The 17,240-nt window shown below is 66.9% G+C and carries 17 protein-coding genes; 6 read left to right on the top strand and 11 right to left on the bottom strand.

Going from position 1 to position 17,240, the window contains the following annotated elements:
• Nucleotides 1–13: 13 nt before the first annotated feature.
• The gene (locus ACN27E_RS22850; protein ID WP_422744953.1) at nt 14–283 is read left to right on the top strand and encodes a metal-sensitive transcriptional regulator; all 270 of its coding nucleotides are present in this window, start codon (nt 14–16) and stop codon (nt 281–283) included.
• Nucleotides 284–297: 14 nt separating this feature from the next.
• Here the strand turns inward: ACN27E_RS22850 and ACN27E_RS22845 are convergent, their stop codons facing one another.
• From ACN27E_RS22845 to ACN27E_RS22825, 5 genes are all read right to left on the bottom strand, one after another.
• Complete coding sequence (locus ACN27E_RS22845; RefSeq protein WP_422744951.1) at nt 298–639, bottom strand: DUF202 domain-containing protein; 342 nt, start codon at nt 637–639, stop codon at nt 298–300.
• A gap of 1 nt (nt 640) precedes the next feature.
• Nucleotides 641–1,021: a YidH family protein gene (locus ACN27E_RS22840; protein ID WP_422744949.1), complete on the bottom strand. Its 381-nt coding sequence runs from the start codon at nt 1,019–1,021 to the stop codon at nt 641–643.
• Nucleotides 1,022–1,110: 89 nt separating this feature from the next.
• The gene (locus ACN27E_RS22835) at nt 1,111–1,950 is read right to left on the bottom strand and encodes an alpha/beta hydrolase (protein ID WP_422744947.1); all 840 of its coding nucleotides are present in this window, start codon (nt 1,948–1,950) and stop codon (nt 1,111–1,113) included.
• Nucleotides 1,951–2,099: 149 nt separating this feature from the next.
• Nucleotides 2,100–3,614, bottom strand: a complete 1,515-nt coding sequence (locus ACN27E_RS22830; protein WP_422744946.1) for an HNH endonuclease signature motif containing protein — start codon at nt 3,612–3,614, stop codon at nt 2,100–2,102.
• 66 nt (nt 3,615–3,680) lie between these two features.
• Complete coding sequence (locus ACN27E_RS22825; RefSeq protein ID WP_422744944.1) at nt 3,681–4,151, bottom strand: MarR family winged helix-turn-helix transcriptional regulator; 471 nt, start codon at nt 4,149–4,151, stop codon at nt 3,681–3,683.
• 73 nt (nt 4,152–4,224) lie between these two features.
• Here ACN27E_RS22825 and ACN27E_RS22820 point away from each other — a divergent pair, with 73 nt between their 5' ends.
• The gene (locus tag ACN27E_RS22820; protein WP_422744942.1) at nt 4,225–5,217 is read left to right on the top strand and encodes an NAD-dependent epimerase/dehydratase family protein; all 993 of its coding nucleotides are present in this window, start codon (nt 4,225–4,227) and stop codon (nt 5,215–5,217) included.
• Nucleotide 5,218: 1 nt separating this feature from the next.
• On the opposite strand, the gene ACN27E_RS22815 is transcribed toward ACN27E_RS22820, so the two are convergent.
• From ACN27E_RS22815 to ACN27E_RS22790, 6 genes are all read right to left on the bottom strand, one after another.
• A complete protein-coding gene (locus tag ACN27E_RS22815; protein ID WP_422744940.1) occupies nt 5,219–7,519 on the bottom strand; it encodes an ATP-dependent DNA ligase in 2,301 nt (766 codons plus the stop codon).
• A gap of 37 nt (nt 7,520–7,556) precedes the next feature.
• Nucleotides 7,557–8,642, bottom strand: coding sequence for an ABC transporter ATP-binding protein (locus tag ACN27E_RS22810; RefSeq protein ID WP_422744939.1), 1,086 nt, complete (start codon nt 8,640–8,642; stop codon nt 7,557–7,559).
• Nucleotides 8,643–8,654: 12 nt separating this feature from the next.
• A complete protein-coding gene (locus ACN27E_RS22805) occupies nt 8,655–9,527 on the bottom strand; it encodes a carbohydrate ABC transporter permease (protein ID WP_422744937.1) in 873 nt (290 codons plus the stop codon).
• Nucleotides 9,527–10,510, bottom strand: a complete 984-nt coding sequence (locus ACN27E_RS22800; RefSeq protein WP_422744935.1) for a carbohydrate ABC transporter permease — start codon at nt 10,508–10,510, stop codon at nt 9,527–9,529. The genes ACN27E_RS22805 and ACN27E_RS22800 overlap by 1 nt, the downstream gene beginning before the upstream one ends.
• Entirely contained in the window at nt 10,510–11,766 is a 1,257-nt protein-coding gene (locus ACN27E_RS22795; RefSeq protein ID WP_422744933.1) for an ABC transporter substrate-binding protein, read from the bottom strand. The genes ACN27E_RS22800 and ACN27E_RS22795 overlap by 1 nt, the downstream gene beginning before the upstream one ends.
• A 126-nt stretch (nt 11,767–11,892) precedes the next feature.
• Nucleotides 11,893–12,906: a sugar-binding transcriptional regulator gene (locus tag ACN27E_RS22790; RefSeq protein WP_422744931.1), complete on the bottom strand. Its 1,014-nt coding sequence runs from the start codon at nt 12,904–12,906 to the stop codon at nt 11,893–11,895.
• A 128-nt stretch (nt 12,907–13,034) separates the two neighbouring features.
• Here ACN27E_RS22790 and ACN27E_RS22785 point away from each other — a divergent pair, with 128 nt between their 5' ends.
• The 4 genes from ACN27E_RS22785 to ACN27E_RS22770 all read left to right on the top strand — a co-directional run bounded on the left by ACN27E_RS22785 (nt 13,035) and on the right by ACN27E_RS22770 (nt 17,237).
• Nucleotides 13,035–14,462, top strand: a complete 1,428-nt coding sequence (locus ACN27E_RS22785) for a mannitol dehydrogenase family protein (protein WP_422744929.1) — start codon at nt 13,035–13,037, stop codon at nt 14,460–14,462.
• Nucleotides 14,459–15,397: a carbohydrate kinase family protein gene (locus tag ACN27E_RS22780; protein ID WP_422744927.1), complete on the top strand. Its 939-nt coding sequence runs from the start codon at nt 14,459–14,461 to the stop codon at nt 15,395–15,397. Before ACN27E_RS22785 ends, ACN27E_RS22780 begins: the two co-directional genes overlap by 4 nt.
• On the top strand, nt 15,397–16,365 hold the full coding sequence (locus ACN27E_RS22775; protein WP_422744925.1) for a Ku protein: 969 nt from the start codon (nt 15,397–15,399) through the stop codon (nt 16,363–16,365). Before ACN27E_RS22780 ends, ACN27E_RS22775 begins: the two co-directional genes overlap by 1 nt.
• 80 nt (nt 16,366–16,445) lie before the next feature.
• Entirely contained in the window at nt 16,446–17,237 is a 792-nt protein-coding gene (locus tag ACN27E_RS22770; protein WP_422744924.1) for an SDR family oxidoreductase, read from the top strand.
• Nucleotides 17,238–17,240: the final 3 nt, after the last annotated feature.

Genomic DNA, 17,240 nt, shown 5'->3' with positions numbered 1-17,240 from the left:
AGGGAGCGACACCATGGTGGGTGACGAGGATGCGATCGCCGCGGTGCTCAACCGGCTGCGTCGAGCGCAGGGGCAGCTCGCCGGTGTCATCTCGATGATCGAGCAGGGCCGGGAGTGCAAGGACGTCGTGACGCAGCTTGCCGCCGTGTCGCGGGCCCTCGACCGGGCCGGGTTCAAAATCGTGGCGAGTGGTATGCGCGAATGCATGACCGGTGAAGCGGCCGACGGCAAACAGCCGATGACCGAAGCCGAGCTGGAGAAACTCTTCCTGGCGTTGGCCTGACGCGTCGTAGATCCTCAGCCGAGTGCCGGGGTGAATATCAGCGCGCCGACGACGAGCAGGGCGAAGGTGACGGTGGCGGCGCCGATGAACAGGACCGCAGCCCGAGGTGCGTGCAGCACCGGTCGCCCGGCGACGTGCGGGCTGTGCCGGATTTGGCGAGCCCGCCGTTGACCGGTGAGCAGGACCAGGATGGCCAGGATCGTCGCGGTCAAAGCGAGCACGGCCCGCCCCGGCCCCAGCGGGCCGTGCTGGCGCAGCAAGACCAGCGCCCCGCCGACCAGGAAGCCGAACGCACTGCGCTCCCACGAGAGCAGGGTGCGTTCGGCGGGGAGGCCGGACTTCTCGGCCGGGGACATCTCAGCGCCCCGTCGGCGGCCAGATCAGCAGGATCACCAACACCACGATCGTGACGGCGAAGATGGCGCCGCCCAGCAACATCGGCACGAGGGTGCCGGGGAGCTCCTCCCCACGGCGCATGGCTGCTTGAACCCGTTGCCAGCGCCGCACCGCCAGAGCAGCCAGCAGACCTCCCCCCGCGGTCAGCGCAACGCTCAGCCCGTGCCGGACACCCGGTATCCCGAAGGACGGCACGAACTGGACGACGGCGATACCGCCGGCGATCAACGCCAGCGCGGTGCGGATCCACGCCAGGAAGGTTCGCTCGTTCGCCAGCGTGAAGCGGTAGTCCGGTTCCTCCTCGACGGTGGGCCCGGATCCGTCATCGTCGGCCGAGCTCATGAACCGCTCCCTCCATGCGCGCACCGTAGGGAGGGTACGGGTGACGCTGCTGATCGTTGGACGGTTCAGACCGGAAGGCCGAGTGCAACTCAGCGTACGGACGCGATGGCCCGTTCGATCACGGTCGTCACGGCGTCCGGGTGCGAGATCAGCGTGAGGTCAGACCCGCCGTTGAAGACGGTGACCTCCGAATGCGCGCGCTCTGCCATGGCCTGTTCGGAGGCCGCCGTGATGATCTGGTCGCCACTGCTGATGAAGTACCACGACGGGATGCTCTGCCATGCCGCGTACTTCGACGGGGTGTCGAACGCGGTCGTGGACGCCGCCCGCTGTCCGGCCCACAACCTGGCCGCCACGTCGCTGGGCAGGTCGTTGCCGAAGTGGTGTACGAAGATGTCCTTCTTCAGATACAGGTCCGCGGCGCCGTCCGGTGCACCCGGATACGGAAGCCGTTCGAACAGTTCATTTTCCGGCCGCTGCTCGAGCACCGAGTCGGATCCGCTCAGCGAGGCGTTGGTCTCTCCGACGGCGGGCGCTGCGGCGTCGACGTAGACGAGCGCCTTCACGTTCCGGTTGCCCGCGGCGGCGTTGGTGATCACCGAGCCGCCGTAGGAGTGCCCGACCAGCACGATGGGGCCGCTCAGCGATGCGAGGAAGTCCGCGACGGACTCGGCGTCGGTCGTGAGGTTTCGCAACGGGTTGGCGATCGCCCGGACGTCGTAGCCCTGCTGCTGCAGGGCCGACACCTCACCGTCCCAGCTCGACGTGTCCTCCCATGCCCCGTGCACCAGGACGACGGTCGGTTTCACCCCGCCGGGCGGGGGTGCCGCGGGCGCACCGGCGGACCAGCCGGTGAGTAACGCCACCGCGGCGACCACGGTGCCGGCCAGCACGCCGATGCGGATCATCGGGGCGACGATTCGAGGCATGGTTTTCACTCTCGTCGATACGACCTCCCGAGTCATGGCCGATGCCGGGTAATCGCAGTACCGGCTAGCAGTAACCCGCAGTGAACGTCACCCTGTGACGCCGATGTTGGAGATGAGGGCTCTGAGGATGCCGACGGGTGGCTGGTACGTCAGGCCGCTCGCTCGTCGGGTGGCGCCGGCCCACCCGGTTCGCCCGATTCGTCCTGGTGATCGACAAGGTTTTCGCCGACGCCGAAGGACTCCGTTGTCCCGGACGTCCCGGTGTCGTTGCCGCTCAGGGTTTCCGAATCGTCCGGAGGACGCAGAAGACGTTCGGGGCGGTGGTAGTGGTTGAGCCGCGCCTGGCCGGTGTCTAACTCACTCGGCGGTATCCACTCCACCTCGCACCGGTCGTTCATCTGCGTTCGCCAGCCGCCGCCCTTCCCGACGAGGCGGTTATCGGGCCCGCACGCGAGTCCCAGTTCGTCGATGTTGGTGTTACCACCGTCCGCCCAGTCAGCCGAGACGTGATGAACCTGGGAGCCGTACGCACCAACGGTGCAGCACGGCTTGGTGCATCCCCCATCACGAGCGATCAGCATGATCCGCTGCGCCGGGGACGCGATGCGCCTGGTGCGGAAGAGATCCAGAGCCGAGCCGGTGGCTCCGTCGAACACCGCGAGATAGTGGTTCGCGTGACCGCCCATTCGGATCACGTCCGCGATCGGCACGACGGCGCCTCCGCCGGTCACACCCACCCCGGCCGGGGACTCCAGGTCCTGCAGGGTGGTGCGGATGATGACCGAAACCGGCAGCCCGTTGAGCTGTCCGAGTTCGCCGCTCATGAGGGCGATGCGCCCGGCGGCCAGCATCGCGTCGTGCTGGCGCTGGGCCAGGCTGCGCTGGTCGTTGTCGATCTGGGCTTGTGACGGCGTCCCCGAGGTGCAGGGTTCGAGATCGTCGGGATTGCACATTCCCGGCGCCGCGTACCTGGCGAAGATCGCCTCCCACACCGCCCACGCTTCAGGAGTCAACGTCGCGGTCAGATCGACCATCGTGTCATCGCGCTGTTTGTGCGTGGTCACGCCGCGCTTACGGGCCCGTTCGGCGTCGTCAGGTTCGGGCCCGTCCTGGTCGAGCAGGAACAACATGCGATCGGCGTTGTCTTTGAGCTCCTTCGGCCCGACGCCGACTGCGGTGCGGACGAGGTCGACCTCGAACTGCTCGCGAGTGGCCACGTCCGCGAAACCCGGCAGCTTGTCGACGGCCTTGCGGATGACCTCGACGTGTTCACCGTTGATGAGCCCGTGGGTTTGGGCCACAGCGGTGGCGGGCAGCGTCGGCGGCAGGGACGGCCCGCTCACCGACTGCCGCGGTGCCAACAACGCCGCCTCGGTCAGCCGGCGGTTCGCCTCGGCGGTCGAGATCCGCCACCGGATCGAGAGCACGTCTTTCCACGATTTGGCGCCCAGTTCCTTCGGCGTCGCCTCGGTCTGCAGGCGGGCCAGCAACCGGTGGCTCACCGCAGGCAGTCGACACCCGAGCGTTTCCAGTTCGTCGAGGGCCTCGACGAGGTCGGGCCGGGTCAGTAGGTCGACATCGTGGGCAGCCACCTCGTCGAAGGCAGCGCGTAACACGGCCACCGCCTCCAGCAGAGCGCTCGCCGACATGCCTCGAACGTACATTCGACCACCGACACATTCCGGCCGCCGCAGCCCCCCGGCGGTCCACGGCCCTCGTGCGCGACTGGATTAGGCCGGGGGGTCCAGGGACTCGGCGATCCGATCGAGCAGTTCGGTCAGTCGGCGCTGCTCCTCGGCGCTGAGACAGTTGAAGATCTCGGTTGCGACGACGGCGTAATCGCGGAGCCACGCGCGCGCCTGCCGCTCGCCGGCGGGCGTCGTCGTCAGTCGTATCGCGCGGCGGTCGTTGTCATCGACGGCGCGAGCGAGAAGCCCGTCGCGAACGAGTGCCTCGACCAACGTCGACGCCGTCCCTTGGCTGACCCCGACTTCCCGGGCCAGATCCGCGAGCCGCACTGGTTGCATCCGAGCCACTTCGGCGAGCAACTTGGATCTGGGGGTCGATACTCCATGCTCCCCCAGACGGTCGTCGAAAGCCCGCACGACCGATTTCCCCGCGCGCCCGAACGCATCGGCCAGCCGCCCGGCGCGCTGCGCCGATGTTCCCGGCGCAGCGCGCACGCCCTTCGCTTCGTCCATGTTGACGGGATATTATCAGTGGCCATATAGTTTGATATCAAATGATTTGAGGCAGAACGAACGGAGTAGACCGATGCAGGTATTCGTCACCGGCGGCAGCGGATTCGTCGGGCAGCGCGTGATCAGGCGACTTGTCGATACGGGTCACCACGTGCGTGCGCTTGCCCGCACGGACGGCGCCGCGGAACTCGTCAGCAGGGCCGGGGCAGAGCCGGTCCTCGGCGACCTTTCGGAGCTGGTCGACAGTGCCCGACCACCGCAGTGGACGTCGGCACTGCTCGGCGCCGATGCCGTCGTGCACGGCGCTGCCCACATGGCGTTCTGGGGTCCTGACGACGTCTTCCGCAGAGCCAACCTCGAGCCCAGTGTCGGTCTTCACCGGGCCGCCGCATCGGGCGGAGTGAAGCGGTTCGTCCTGATCAGTGCCGCCAGCGTGGCCACCGGCACTCAGCGCGCACCGATCGTCGACGAGGACACCGATGAAGGTCGGCCCAATATCGCCTACAGCCGCATCAAGCTCGCCACCGAGCGCACCCTGCTCAGCGCGGCCACCCCGACGATGACGACGGTGGCCCTCCGGCCCCCCTTCGTCTGGGGCGCGGGCATGCCCACCCTTGCCGAGTTCGTCGCCGCAGCACGGGCCGGCCGATTCAGCTGGATCGACAACGGCAGGCACACAGTGGACTTCGTCCACGTCGACAACCTCGCCGAGGCCGTTCGCCTCGCCCTCACCCGAGGCCGAGCCGGCCGCCCGTACTACGTCACCGACGGCACCCCGATGCCCGCCCGCGACCTGTTCACGGCGCTACTGGCCACCCAGGGTGTCGACGTGAGCGCGACCCGCAGCGTGCCGATGGCCTTCGCGGCCCCGGTCGGAGCGCTCCTCGACGCGGGAGCACGGCTGCTGCGTCGGACCGAACCACCGATGTTGACGAATTGGATCACCGCGTTCATGGGTCGTGACCGCAGCTACGACATCAGTTCCGCAAGAAAGGATCTCGGCTACACACCGTCAGTCAGCCTGGCCGCCGGACTCGCGGACATGACGAGCTCCGTCTCCCGCTGAACTACTCCCACACCACCTCATCGGGGCTCTTGTCCGGCCGCAGCCCCCGCCAGGACGGTTGCCGCAGCCGGCCGTCCCCCGTGCGCTCGCTGTAGCGCACCTCCCCCACCAGTTCCGGACGCACGAACGTCACCCCCTTGGCGTCCTGAGTCGGAAGCTTTGTCGCAAAGGGTGATTCGTCGGTCTCGAGCGGAGTGAGTGTCTTCTTCAGATTTGCGAGATCCTTGTCGGTGAAGCCGGTCCCCACCCGGCCGACGAACTGCAATCCGTCAGGACCGGGAATCCCGAGCACCAGCGCCCCGATCCGGCTGGTGCGCCCGCCGGTGCCCTCACGCCAGCCGCCGATCACCACTTCCTGGGTGTTCCACAATTTGTCCTTGATCCACGCCGAGGAGCGCCGGCCCGGTTGATAGGTGGAGTCCCACTTCTTGGCGACCACACCTTCCCACGTGCGGTCGCGGGCGTGCTCGAGCGCCTCGCGTCCGTCGCCGTCGAGTAGGCCGGGGACGATGAGACCCCCGCCCGCAGCCAGGGTTTCGAGGATCTTGCGGCGGTCGCGGTATTTCGCCTTCAGCAGCCAGCGGCCGTCGAGACGCAGGATGTCGAACGCCCAGAACTCCACCCGGGTGGAGCGGGCCCGATTCTGCATCTCGCCGAAACTCGGCACCCCCTTGTCGTCGAGCGCCACGATCTCCCCGTCGAGCACCACGTGGTGGTCGGCGAGATCGGCGGCCAGCGCGCGTAATTGGGGGAACTCGGCGGTCACGTCCCGGCCGCTACGGGAGCGCAGGCACAACGTGCCGTGGTCGGCGTCGACCAGTAGCCGGTAACCGTCCCATTTACCCTCGAATGCCCACTGTTTCGCCGTGTACCTCTCGATCGAGCCGTGCGTGGCCAGCATCGGCGCGAAGTCGGAGAAGGTGGGGTTGGCCTGGTCCTTCATCCGGTGGGCCAGCCAATTCTTGCCTTCGGTCTGGATCAGGGCGTAACGGCCGTCGACCTTCTCGCCGTGCAGGGTGACGATGACCTCGCCGCCCTTGGCCGGGCCGTCGGGCGCATGGTCGTTGAACTTCTCGGTGTCGTAGGTGCCGGTGTCCCAGATGAACATGTCGCCGCCGCCGTACTCGCCCTTGGGGATGCTGCCGTGGAAGCTCAGATATTCGAGTGGGTGGTCCTCAGTGTGTACGGCGAGGCGATTCTCCGAGGGACTCTCCGGCAGGTTCTTCGGCACCGCCCAGCTGACCAGCACCCCGTCGCGCTCGAGACGCAGATCGTAGTGCAGGCGACGGGCGTGGTGCTCCTGGATGACGAAGCGGTCGTTGTTGCCGGCGGTGGGCGGTCGCGACGGCACCGGTTCGGGGGTCTTGGCCGGATCGCGCATGCTGCGGTAGCGAGTGAGCCGATCCTCGACGGGCACCTTCTCGTCGAGGTCGGCGAGCAGATCACCGAACTTCTCAACCCGTTCGAGGACTTCGTCGAAGCGAAGGTGTCTCAGACCGGGCTCTTCGATCTCGTCCCAGGTGCGCGGCGCCGCGACGGTCGGCTCGTCGCGGCCGCGCATCGAGTACGGCGCGATCGTGGTCTTGTTGCCGTTGTTCTGGCTCCAGTCCAGGAAGACCTTTCCCGAGCGCAGACTCTTGGTCATCGTCGCGGTGACCTGTTTGGGCATGGTCTTCTCGAGCTGCTGGGCGACCCGCTTGGCCAGCACCGACGCCCCCTGACTGCTGATCGGCTCGTCGAGCGGCACGTACAGGTGCAGCCCCTTGCTGCCGCTGGTCAACGGGAAGGCGGTCAGCCCGATGCCGGCGATGAGGTCGCGGACCTCGTGGGCGACCCGGCAGAGCTGGCGGAACGTCACCCCTTCGCCGGGGTCGAGGTCGAACACGATGCGGGTGGCCGGACCCGGGGTCAGCTCACCCGGATCGCCGGTGCTCTCGTCCACCCGCCCCCCGACGAAGCGCCACTGCGGGACGTGCACCTCCAGCGACGCCTGCTGCGCCAGCCAGGCCAGACCCTCGCGGGTGTCGATGATCGGATAGGTCGTGGTACCGGATTTGTGGACGACGGTGCCACGGGTGAGCCAGTCAGGCGCCGAGCTGGCCAGCTGCTTTTCGAAGAATTCCAGCTCGCCGACGCCGTTGGGCCAGCGCTTACGGGTGACGGCCCGGCCGGCGATGTGCGGCACCATCGCGTCGGCGACGTCGACGTAGTACTCGAACACCTCGGCCTTGGTGGTGCCCGTCGCTGGGTAGAGCACCTTGTCCGGGTTGGTCAGTCGCACCCGACCGTAGCCATCCACCACCCCACGGTATTACCCCGAATGTACGCAGACGCGACACCTAGTTCAGCCGCTCCCCCGTCTGCGGATGGAACAGGTGTACTGCGCCTTCGGGATGACGGCGCAGCCGCACCGTATCGGCCAGCCTGGGCGCTGTGCGCGGATTGCAGCGGGCCACCAACTCGACGCTCGATCCGGAACTGGCGTGGGTGTACACATAGGCCTCGCTACCGAGATCCTCAACGAGGTCGACGACCACCTCCACTCCGCCGGAGTCGGTCAGCTCGAGCTGTTCGGGCCGGATGCCGAAGGTGACCTCGGACAGATTCGCCTCGCTCAGCTTGCTCATGGTGTCGCGTTCCAGTTCCAGCGTCGAGTCACCGATCTTCACCCCGTCGGGGGCGACGGGCAGCGTCACCAGATTCATCGCCGGTGAGCCGATGAAGCCGGCCACGAACGCGTTGGCCGGCCGGTCGTAGAGCTCGTTGGGCGAGGCGAACTGCTGCAGCTTGCCGAATCGCAACACCGCCACCCGGTCGCCCATCGTCATCGCCTCCACCTGATCGTGGGTGACGTAGACGGTGGTGGTGCCGAGCCGACGCTGCAACGCGGCGATCTGGGTGCGGGTCTGCACCCGAAGTTTCGCGTCCAGATTGCTCAACGGCTCGTCCATGCAGAAGACCTGCGGCTCGCGCACGATCGCGCGGCCCATCGCCACCCGCTGTCGCTGGCCGCCGGACAGCTTGGCCGGCTTGCGGTCCAGGAACTCGGTGAGGTCGAGGATCTTGGCCGCCTCCTCGACCTTGCGGCGCCGTTCGTCGGCCGAAACGCCACGAAGCTTGAGCGCGAAGCCCATGTTCTCGGCCACCGTCTTGTTCGGATACAGCGCGTAGTTCTGGAACACCATGGCGATGTCGCGGTCCTTCGACGGCACGCCGACCATGTTCTTGCCGCCGATCTCGATGGTGCCCTCGTCGATCTCCTCCAGGCCGGCGAGCATGCGCAGCGCGGTGCTCTTCCCCGAACCGGATGGGCCGACCAGCACCACGAATTCGCCGTCGGCGATGTCGAGGTTGAGCGAGTCCACCGCGAGTTTGTCGGATCCCTCGTAGATGCATGAGGCGTTGTTGTAGGTGATCGATGCCATTGGTCGCTTCCTTTACTTGATCGCGCCGAAGGAGAGTCCGCGCACCAGCTTGTTCTGGGCGAACCAGCCGCACAGGATCACCGGGAGCGCCGACATGGTGGCGGCCGCCGACAGGACGGCCCAGTACTGCCCCTCGCCCGCGATGAACCCGACGAGGTACACGGGCATGGTCTGGGCGTTGACCGCGGTGAGGTTCACCGCGAAGAAGAACTCGTTCCACGCGAAGATCACGCAGATCAACGCGGTGGCCGCGATGCCGGGTGACACCAGCGGCAAGATCACCTCGCGCACCGAACGCCACAGGCTGGCGCCGTCGAGGCTGGCCGCCTCGAGCAGTTCACCGGGTACCTCGAGGAAGAACGACCGCATCATCCATACCGCGATCGGCAGATTCATCGCCGTGTACAAGATGATCAGCGCCCAGATGTTGTCCAGCAGGCCCACATTCGACACGATCACGTAGAGCGGCAGGATGACCGCCACGACCGGCAGCATCTTCGTGCTCATGAAGAAGAACAGCGCGTCCTGGGTTCTGCGCACCGGCCGCAGCGACAGTGCGAACGCCGCGGGCACCCCCAGCAACAGCACGATGATCGTCGACAGTCCGGTGGCGAAGATCGAGTTGAGCATCGCCGGCCCGATACCCTGGGCGAAGACCTCCCCGTACTGGCTCAGCGTCGGGGAGAAGATCAGCTTCGGTGGGCTGGTCGCCGCATCGCCCTCCTGCTTGAACGACGTCAGGATCATCCAGAACACCGGGAAGAAGAAGCCCAGCGCCACCAGCCAGGCCACCAACCCCCAGGCGCTGAACTTCCGGCTCTTCTTCTTGTGGGGTGCACCGGAATCTGTTGCGGTCTGATCTTTTTCAACGGTGGTGGTGGTCATCACGCCGCCTCTTCCTTGCCGGTGAACGATTTGAAGATCAGCCGCAACGCGAAGTTCGCGATGATGATCGTGAAGATCACCACGACCACCCCCATGGCCGCGGCCTGGCCGATGTCGAAGCCGAGGAACGCACGCTGGTAGATGTAGAACGGCAGGTTCGCACTCGCGATGCCCGGGCCGCCCTGGGTCATCATGTAGATCGCGTCGAAGGTGTTCACCAGGTAGATCGCGCCGAGCACGACCCCCAGTTCGATGAATCGCCGAAGGTGGGGCAACGTCAGCTCCCGGAAGAGCTGGAAGGTGCCGGCACCGTCGACTCGACCGGCCTCCAGGATGTCGCGAGGCATCGACTGGAGGCCGGCGAGGATCAACAGCATCATGAATGGCGTCCACTGCCAGATCAGTTCGACCATCACCATCGTCAGCGGGAACTGGCCGATCCAGTCGACCGGGCCGATCCCGACCAGCGACAGCAACCAGTTGAGGATGCCGTTGGTCGGATCGAGGATGGTGGTCTTCCAGATCAGCGCCGCGGCAACGGGTGTGACGAGGAACGGGGTGATGAGCAGGGTCCGCACCACGCCGCGGCCCAGGAAGGCCCGATCGAGCAGCAGGGCGAGCAGCAGACCGAAGAACGCCGAGATGACCACGACGCCGACGATGAGCACGACGGTGTTGAACGCCACCGACCAGAACTGGCTGTCCTTGACCACCGCGATGTAGTTGTCGAAGCCGACGAACTGGCGCGATCCGGGCCGGACCAGGTTCCACGACAGCGTCGAGTAGTACAGCGTGAACAGGAACGGGATCTGGGTGACCACGATCATGAAGATCAGCGCGGGAAGCAGCGGACCGCGCCGTCGCCAGCCTTCGGCGCGGCTGACGCCCAGATCCTGCGCGGCCTTGATCTTCCGGACCCGTTCGGCGACAGCGCTTTCGTCGGCGTCGGCCCCGGTCGCTGAGGTGTCGGAGGTAACGGTCATCACTTCTCCTGGTAGGTGCGGCCGACGACCTCGGCGTATTCCTGCGCTTGCTCGAGCGCGTCGTCCACCGACTTCTGTCCGGCGATCGCCGCGCTGATCTGCTGGCTCACCCGCGTCCCGAGGTCCTGGAACTCCGGGATGCCGACGAACTGGATTCCGGTGTACGGAACCGGCTGCACCGTCGGCCGCTTCGGATCGGCGTTCTCGATCGACTTGAGCGTCAACGGTCCGTACGACTTCGAAATGGCCTCGTACTCCGGCAGATCGGTGTAGGTGGAGACCCGGCTGCCCGGTGGGACACGAGCCCACCCCAGCCTCTCCCCGACCAGTTTGATGTACTCCCTGCTGGTCATCCACGAGATGAATTTCCATGCGCCGTCGGGGTTCTTGGCGGCCTTCGGGATGCCCAGGGCCCAGGTGTAGAGCCAGCCCGAGTTCGGCTTCTCGACGATCGGCGCGGGCAGGTAGCCGATCTTGCCGACCAGGTCGGGGTACTCCTGGGGATCCTCGAGCACCGAAACCGCCGAGGTGGCGTCGTACCACATCGCGGTCTGCCCCTGACCGAACAGATTGGCGCACTCCTGGAAACCTGTCGACGCGGCGCCCAGTTCACCGTATTTCTGCACGGTGTCGACGTAGAAGTTGACGGCCTTCTTGACTTCGGGGCTGTTGAGCTGGGCGTTCCACTGCTCGTCGAACCATCGGCCGCCGAAGGTGTTGATCACGGTGTCCAGTGGCGCAAGGACCTCGCCCCAGCCGGGCTTGCCGCGCAGGCAGATCCCGGCTCGGTTCTCGGTCTTGAGCTGCTCGGCCCACTGGGCGACTTCGGGCCAGGTGGGTTGGTAGTCCGGGCTCGGATTCACGTTGATCCCGGCCTGCTCGAACAGGTCCTTGCGGTACATCAAGAACGACGATTCGCCGTAGAACGGCACCGCATACATGTCGCCCTCGTGGGACAGCGACTCCCGCAGCGACGAGATGAAGTCGTTCTCGTCGTAACCCGGGGTGTTCTTCGCGTAGTCGGACAGATTGACCAGCCAGCCGTCCTTGGCCCACTGCGGAGTCTCGAAGTTGCTGATCATCACCACGTCGAATTCGCTGCCGCCCATGGCTGTCGACATGGTGATCTTGGCCCGGGCTTGATTCTCCGAGAGCGTGATGAACTTCAGCCTGGTCCCCGGGTTCTCTTTCTCGAACTCGCTCGACAGTTGCTGGGCATCGGTCATCTGCGAGTTGGAGACCAGCGCTATCGTCACCTCGTTGCCAGACGCACCGAGACTGCCCGCGCCCGAACAGCCGGCGGTCAACGTCAGGCCGATCGCGGCCGTACAGGCGGCGATCCGGTGGAGGACTCTTCGTCGAGTTTTCACGGGCAACCTTCCTTACTGCTCTTGGCTATGGGCCAGCAGCCAACGGGCACAATCGATGTCGCAGACCAGGAGCTTGGCCAGCCCGCCGCGAAGTGCGGCGAGCGTGGCATGGTGCTTACCAGCACCGCTGGAGATCAGCAGAGACTTGCCGCATGCCCGCACGTCTTCGAGCGGTACCGAGACCGCCCGTTGCTGCAGCTCGGTGTCGACGGGCTTGCCGTCGGCGTCGAAGAAGCGTCCGCCGATCTCGCCGACGGCGCCCGCGGCGACCTGTTCGTCGAGCATGCGGGTGTCGAGATAGCTGCCCTCGAACAGCGTGGTCGCCGTCGACACTGCGCCGACCCCGAACATCATCACGTCGGCGCGCCGGCCCGCATCGAGGGTCCGGGAGATCACCGAATCGCTGCGCATGGACGCGACGGTGCTGGGATCGGCGTAGAGCGGGGCGGGCAACCGGATCGTGGTGGCGTGCAGCAGGTCCGCACACCGGCTCAGGATCAGCTCGACGCCGGTCTGATACGCCGCGCTCGACATGGCGCCATCGAGTTGAACCACCGCACGGCAGGTGGCGACCCCGGGTGACAGTGCCGAGGCCACCGCGACCTGCTCCGGGCCCCAGGTGAACCCGAGGACGTCGTCGGATTCGAGTCGGCGCATCAGCAGTGCGGCCGCCGCGCGGCCCACACTGGCGAAGGCCGGCGGCCGGCCCGGAGCCCCGACATCGCTGCCGTGTCCGGCGATGACCACTTCGGTCAGTCCGAATCGGGTTTCGAGTTCCCGCTCCTCGTCGGCGTGCAGATCGTCGCTCAGGTCCGCGGGTACCACGATGTCGATGCGCACGAGGCCGCGGTTCTTGGCGCGCGCGACCAGCCGACCGGCGGTCGGGCGGCTGACGCCGAGGCGCCCGGCGATCTCGGCCTGGGTGAGGCCGTCCAGGTAGTAGAGGGTGGCGGCGCGCAAGGCCAGCCGTAGATCCTCCGGGGCGCGCGCGGCCGACTGGCCGTTCACTGCCGGGGCTGCCGCCACCCGTCCACCTCCCTGTGGCCCGTGAGCATATGCTCACGGGTGCGTGTAGATGCTCATCACGCTAGCATGGTCAGTGTGACGCACACAACACTTTGGCTGCCCGGCATGCTTAGCGACGTGATGGCCTCATGAAGCTCGACGCCGGCACCCTCGCGGACATCGATCTCGCCAAACCCACGTACGACCGGGCGGACGTCTCGGTCGGCATCGTGCATTTCGGCGTCGGCGGATTCCACCGCGCCCACCAGGCGATGTACATCGACCGACTGCTGAACGAGGGCGACTCCAAGGATTGGGGGATCTGCGGGGTCGGCGTGCTCCCGGGCGACCGGAAGATGGCCGACGTCCTGGCCGAGCAGAACGGCCTCTACACCCTGGTCCTCGAGAACCCGGACGGATCCCGCGACGCCCGCATCATCGGTTCGATCGTGGATTACCGCTTCGCACCCGACGACCGGGACGGCGTCATCGAACTGCTCGCGGCTCCGTCCACGCGAATCATCACCCTGACCATCACCGAAGGTGGGTACGACGTCGGCTCGATCGAAGATGACCAGGGCAGCGTCTTCGGCATCGTCACCGCTGCACTGGCCCGCCGCCGGGAGCGCGACATCGCGTCCCCGACGATCGTCTCGTGCGACAACATCGAGGGCAACGGCGATGTGGCCCGCGAGGCGTTCCTGAGCTTCGCCGAGCGCACCGACGGCGGACTCGCCGAGTGGATCAGGACGAATACGCGTTTCCCCAACAGCATGGTGGACCGGATCACGCCGGTCACCACCCCGGAGGTGGTTGCCGGCGTCCGCGAAGACTTCGGCGTGGAGGACCAATGGCCGGTGGTGGCAGAACCTTTCACTGCCTGGGTCCTCGAGGACACGTTCAGCGACGGCCGCCCCGCACTCGACGAGGTGGGCGTGCTCCTGGTCGACGACGTCACGCCGTACGAGCTGATGAAGCTGCGGCTGCTCAACGCCGGCCACCAGGCGCTGTGCTATTTCGCCTATCTCGCCGGGTATCGACTCGTGCACGAAGCGGCGGCCGATCCGTTGCTGGCCGAATTCCTGCGCCGCTACATGGACAACGAAGGAACCCCCACCCTCACACCGGTACCCGGCATCGACCTTGACGACTACAAGCGCACGCTGCTCGAACGCTTCGCCAATCCCGGTGTGCGGGACACCATCGCCCGGCTGTGCTACGGATCCTCCGACCGGATCCCGAAGTGGCTGTTGCCGGTGATCCGGGAGAACCTGCGCACCGGTGCACCGATCCGCCTCGCGACGGCCGTCGTGGCGAGCTGGGCTCGCTACGCCGAAGGTGTCGACGAGGACGGCGAGCCGATCGACGTCCAGGATCAGCTGGCCGACACGCTCGTCCCGCTTGCCCGCCGCCAGCGCGAGAATCCGACCTCGTTCATCGAGAACCGTTCAATCTTCGGTGATCTCATCGACAACGAGCGGTTCGTCACCACTTACGTCAATGTGCTCACCGCGCTGCACCGCGATGGCGCGCGGGCCACCCTGGAAGCCCTTCTCGACCAGGAGTCGGAGTCGTGACCGACCGGGCGTTGGTCATCGGTGAGGCGTTGATCGACATCGTCGAGCGCGACGGTGCCGTCACCGGCGAGCACGTCGGGGGCAGCCCGCTCAACGTCGCGGTGGGGTTGGCGCGACTCGGACGGGGCGTGGACTTCCTCACTCACATCGGCCGGGACGAGCACGGCCGGCGCATCGCCGATCATCTGGCCTCCTCGGGTGTCGAATTGGTCGACGGCAGCACCGATGCCGAGCGCACACCGACGGCGCGGGCCACGCTGGACCACGCCGGATCGGCGGAATACGAATTCGACATCGAATGGCGGCTGAGCGGGACGCCGGAGGTGGCGCCGCCGACGGTCGTCCACACCGGTTCGATCGCCTCGGTGCTCGAACCGGGATGCCTGGCCACCGCGGCACTCGTCGACACCTACCGCACCGCGGCCACCGTCACGTTCGACCCGAACGTGCGTCCGGCACTCATCGACGACGCGCAGGCCGCGCGCACCCGCATCGACCACCTCATCGAGCGCTGCGACGTCGTCAAGGTCAGCGACGAGGATCTCCGCTGGATCGACCCCGACCGGTCGCCGAAACAGATTGCCCGTACCTGGCTGTCGCTGGGCCCGTCGATCGTGGCGGTGACGCTGGGCGACCAGGGCGCCTTCGCGCTGTGCGAAGCGGGCAGCGCGAAGGTGGCCGCCCCGCCGGTCGACGTCGTGGACACCGTCGGGGCCGGTGACGCGTTCATGGCCGGTCTGATCGACGCGCTGTGGGCCCTCGGACTACTCGGCGGGCAGCGCCGCGCCGCCCTGCGCGGCATCGGGCTCGACGGGCTGAACGTCATGTTGCAGACTGCGGCGCTGTCGTCGGCGCTGACGGTCGCCAAGGCCGGCGCGGACCTGCCGGACCGCGAAACCCGGGATGCGGCCCGGTCATCGGCCATACTGGGCTGATGCGGTCCATCTGGAAGGGCTCGATCGCCTTCGGCCTGGTCAACGTGCCAGTGAAGGTCTACAGCGCCACCGAAGACCATGACATCAAGTTCCATCAGGTGCATGCCAAGGACAACGGCCGGATCCGCTACAAGCGAGTGTGCGAGGTCGACGGCGAAGTGGTCGAGTACCGCGACATCGCTCGCGCCTACGAATCCGACGACGGGCAGATGGTGATCATCACCGACGAGGACATCGCGACGCTGCCGGAGGAACGCAGCCGCGAGATCGAGGTGCTCGAGTTCGTGCCGGCCAGCGACCTCGACCCGCTGATGTACGACAAGAGCTACTTCCTCGAACCCGACGGAAAATCCTCGAAATCCTATGTGCTGCTGGCCAAGACACTCGCCGAGACCGACCGGGTGGCCATCGTCCACTTCGCGTTGCGCAACAAGACCCGGCTGGCGGCCTTGCGGGTCAAGGATTTCAGCAAGCGCGACGTGATGGTGATCCACACGCTGCTGTGGCCCGACGAGGTGCGCGACCCCGACTTCCCGGTGCTCGACAAGGAGGTCGAGATCAAACCGGCCGAGCTGAAGATGGCCGGCCAGGTGGTCGAGTCGATGACCGACGATTTCAACCCCGACCGCTACCACGACGACTATCAGGAGCAGTTGCGCGAGCTGGTGGCCGCCAAGCTCGAGGGCGGTGAGGCGTTCGCGGTGGAGGAGCAGCCGACCGAACTCGACGAGACCGAGGACGTGTCGGATCTGCTGGCCAAACTGGAGGCGAGTGTGAAGGCGCGCCGCTCCGGCGGTGGGTCCTCCTCCTCGGATGACGACGACTCCGACGACGGCGACGACGACACGCCCGCCAAGAAAGCCCCGGCGAAGAAGGCGGCGGCCAAGAAAGCCCCCGCCAAGAAATCCGCCGCGAAGAAGGCACCGGCCAAGAAGACCGCGAAGAAGGCGGCGGCCAAGAAATCCTGAACTAGAACCTGTTCCAGAAACCGCCCACCGCCGGCCGGCTGCACTGCTAGCGTGTCGCCCGGCGAGGGAAGTGAGGACACGTGATCCTGGACAGATTCCGGCTCGACGATCGGGTCGCCGTGGTGACCGGCGCAGGTCGCGGACTGGGTGCGGCGATCGCGGTCGCTTTCGCCGAAGCCGGTGCGGACGTGGTGATCGCGGCGCGTACGCAGAGTCAGCTCGACGAGGTCGCCGAACAGATCCGCGCCGCTGGGCGCCGGGCTCATGTCATCGCCGCCGACCTCGCCCGCCCCGAGTCGACCGCAGAGCTGGCCGGCGCCGCCGTCGAGGCCTTCGGGAAACTAGACATCGTCGTCAACAACGTCGGGGGCACCATGCCCAACGCGTTGCTGAACACGTCGACGAAGGACCTGCGCGATGCGTTCACCTTCAACGTCGCCACCGCCCACGCGCTGACGACGGCCGCCGTGCCACTCATGCTCGAGCATTCCGGCGGCGGCAGCATCATCAACATCACCTCGACGATGGCCCGGCTGTCCGGCCGCGGCTTCGCCGCCTACGGCACGGCCAAGGCCGCCCTGGCCCACTACACCCGCCTGGCGGCGCTCGACCTGGCGCCGCGCGTCCGCGTCAACGCCATCGCCCCGGGTTCGATCCTCACCTCTGCGCTGGACATCGTCGCGAGCAACGACGACCTGCGCGAGCCGATGGAGAAGGTCACCCCGATGCGCCGACTCGGCGACCCCGCCGACATCGCCGCCGCCGCGGTGTATCTCGCATCGCCGGCCGCCGAATACCTCACCGGCAAGACACTCGAGGTCGACGGCGGCCTGACGTATCCCAACCTCGACCTGCCCATTCCCGACCTGTAGAGG

This window comes from Mycobacterium sp. WMMD1722 (genome assembly GCF_049315205.1).
GTDB lineage: Bacteria > Actinomycetota > Actinomycetes > Mycobacteriales > Mycobacteriaceae > Mycobacterium.
This window is presented reverse-complemented; position numbering and strand designations above follow the sequence as displayed.

What these genes read in the sequence shown, in the direction of transcription:
- ACN27E_RS22850 (WP_422744953.1), top strand. Translation starts at nt 14, where the DNA reads ATGGTGGGTGACGAGGATGCGATCGCCGCGGTGCTCAACCGGCTGCGT.
- ACN27E_RS22845 (WP_422744951.1), bottom strand. Translation starts at nt 639, where the DNA reads ATGTCCCCGGCCGAGAAGTCCGGCCTCCCCGCCGAACGCACCCTGCTC.
- ACN27E_RS22840 (WP_422744949.1), bottom strand. Translation starts at nt 1,021, where the DNA reads ATGAGCTCGGCCGACGATGACGGATCCGGGCCCACCGTCGAGGAGGAA.
- ACN27E_RS22835 (WP_422744947.1), bottom strand. Translation starts at nt 1,950, where the DNA reads ATGCCTCGAATCGTCGCCCCGATGATCCGCATCGGCGTGCTGGCCGGC.
- ACN27E_RS22830 (WP_422744946.1), bottom strand. Translation starts at nt 3,614, where the DNA reads ATGTACGTTCGAGGCATGTCGGCGAGCGCTCTGCTGGAGGCGGTGGCC.
- ACN27E_RS22825 (WP_422744944.1), bottom strand. Translation starts at nt 4,151, where the DNA reads ATGGACGAAGCGAAGGGCGTGCGCGCTGCGCCGGGAACATCGGCGCAG.
- ACN27E_RS22820 (WP_422744942.1), top strand. Translation starts at nt 4,225, where the DNA reads ATGCAGGTATTCGTCACCGGCGGCAGCGGATTCGTCGGGCAGCGCGTG.
- ACN27E_RS22810 (WP_422744939.1), bottom strand. Translation starts at nt 8,642, where the DNA reads ATGGCATCGATCACCTACAACAACGCCTCATGCATCTACGAGGGATCC.
- ACN27E_RS22805 (WP_422744937.1), bottom strand. Translation starts at nt 9,527, where the DNA reads ATGACCACCACCACCGTTGAAAAAGATCAGACCGCAACAGATTCCGGT.
- ACN27E_RS22800 (WP_422744935.1), bottom strand. Translation starts at nt 10,510, where the DNA reads ATGACCGTTACCTCCGACACCTCAGCGACCGGGGCCGACGCCGACGAA.
- ACN27E_RS22785 (WP_422744929.1), top strand. Translation starts at nt 13,035, where the DNA reads ATGAAGCTCGACGCCGGCACCCTCGCGGACATCGATCTCGCCAAACCC.
- ACN27E_RS22775 (WP_422744925.1), top strand. Translation starts at nt 15,397, where the DNA reads ATGCGGTCCATCTGGAAGGGCTCGATCGCCTTCGGCCTGGTCAACGTG.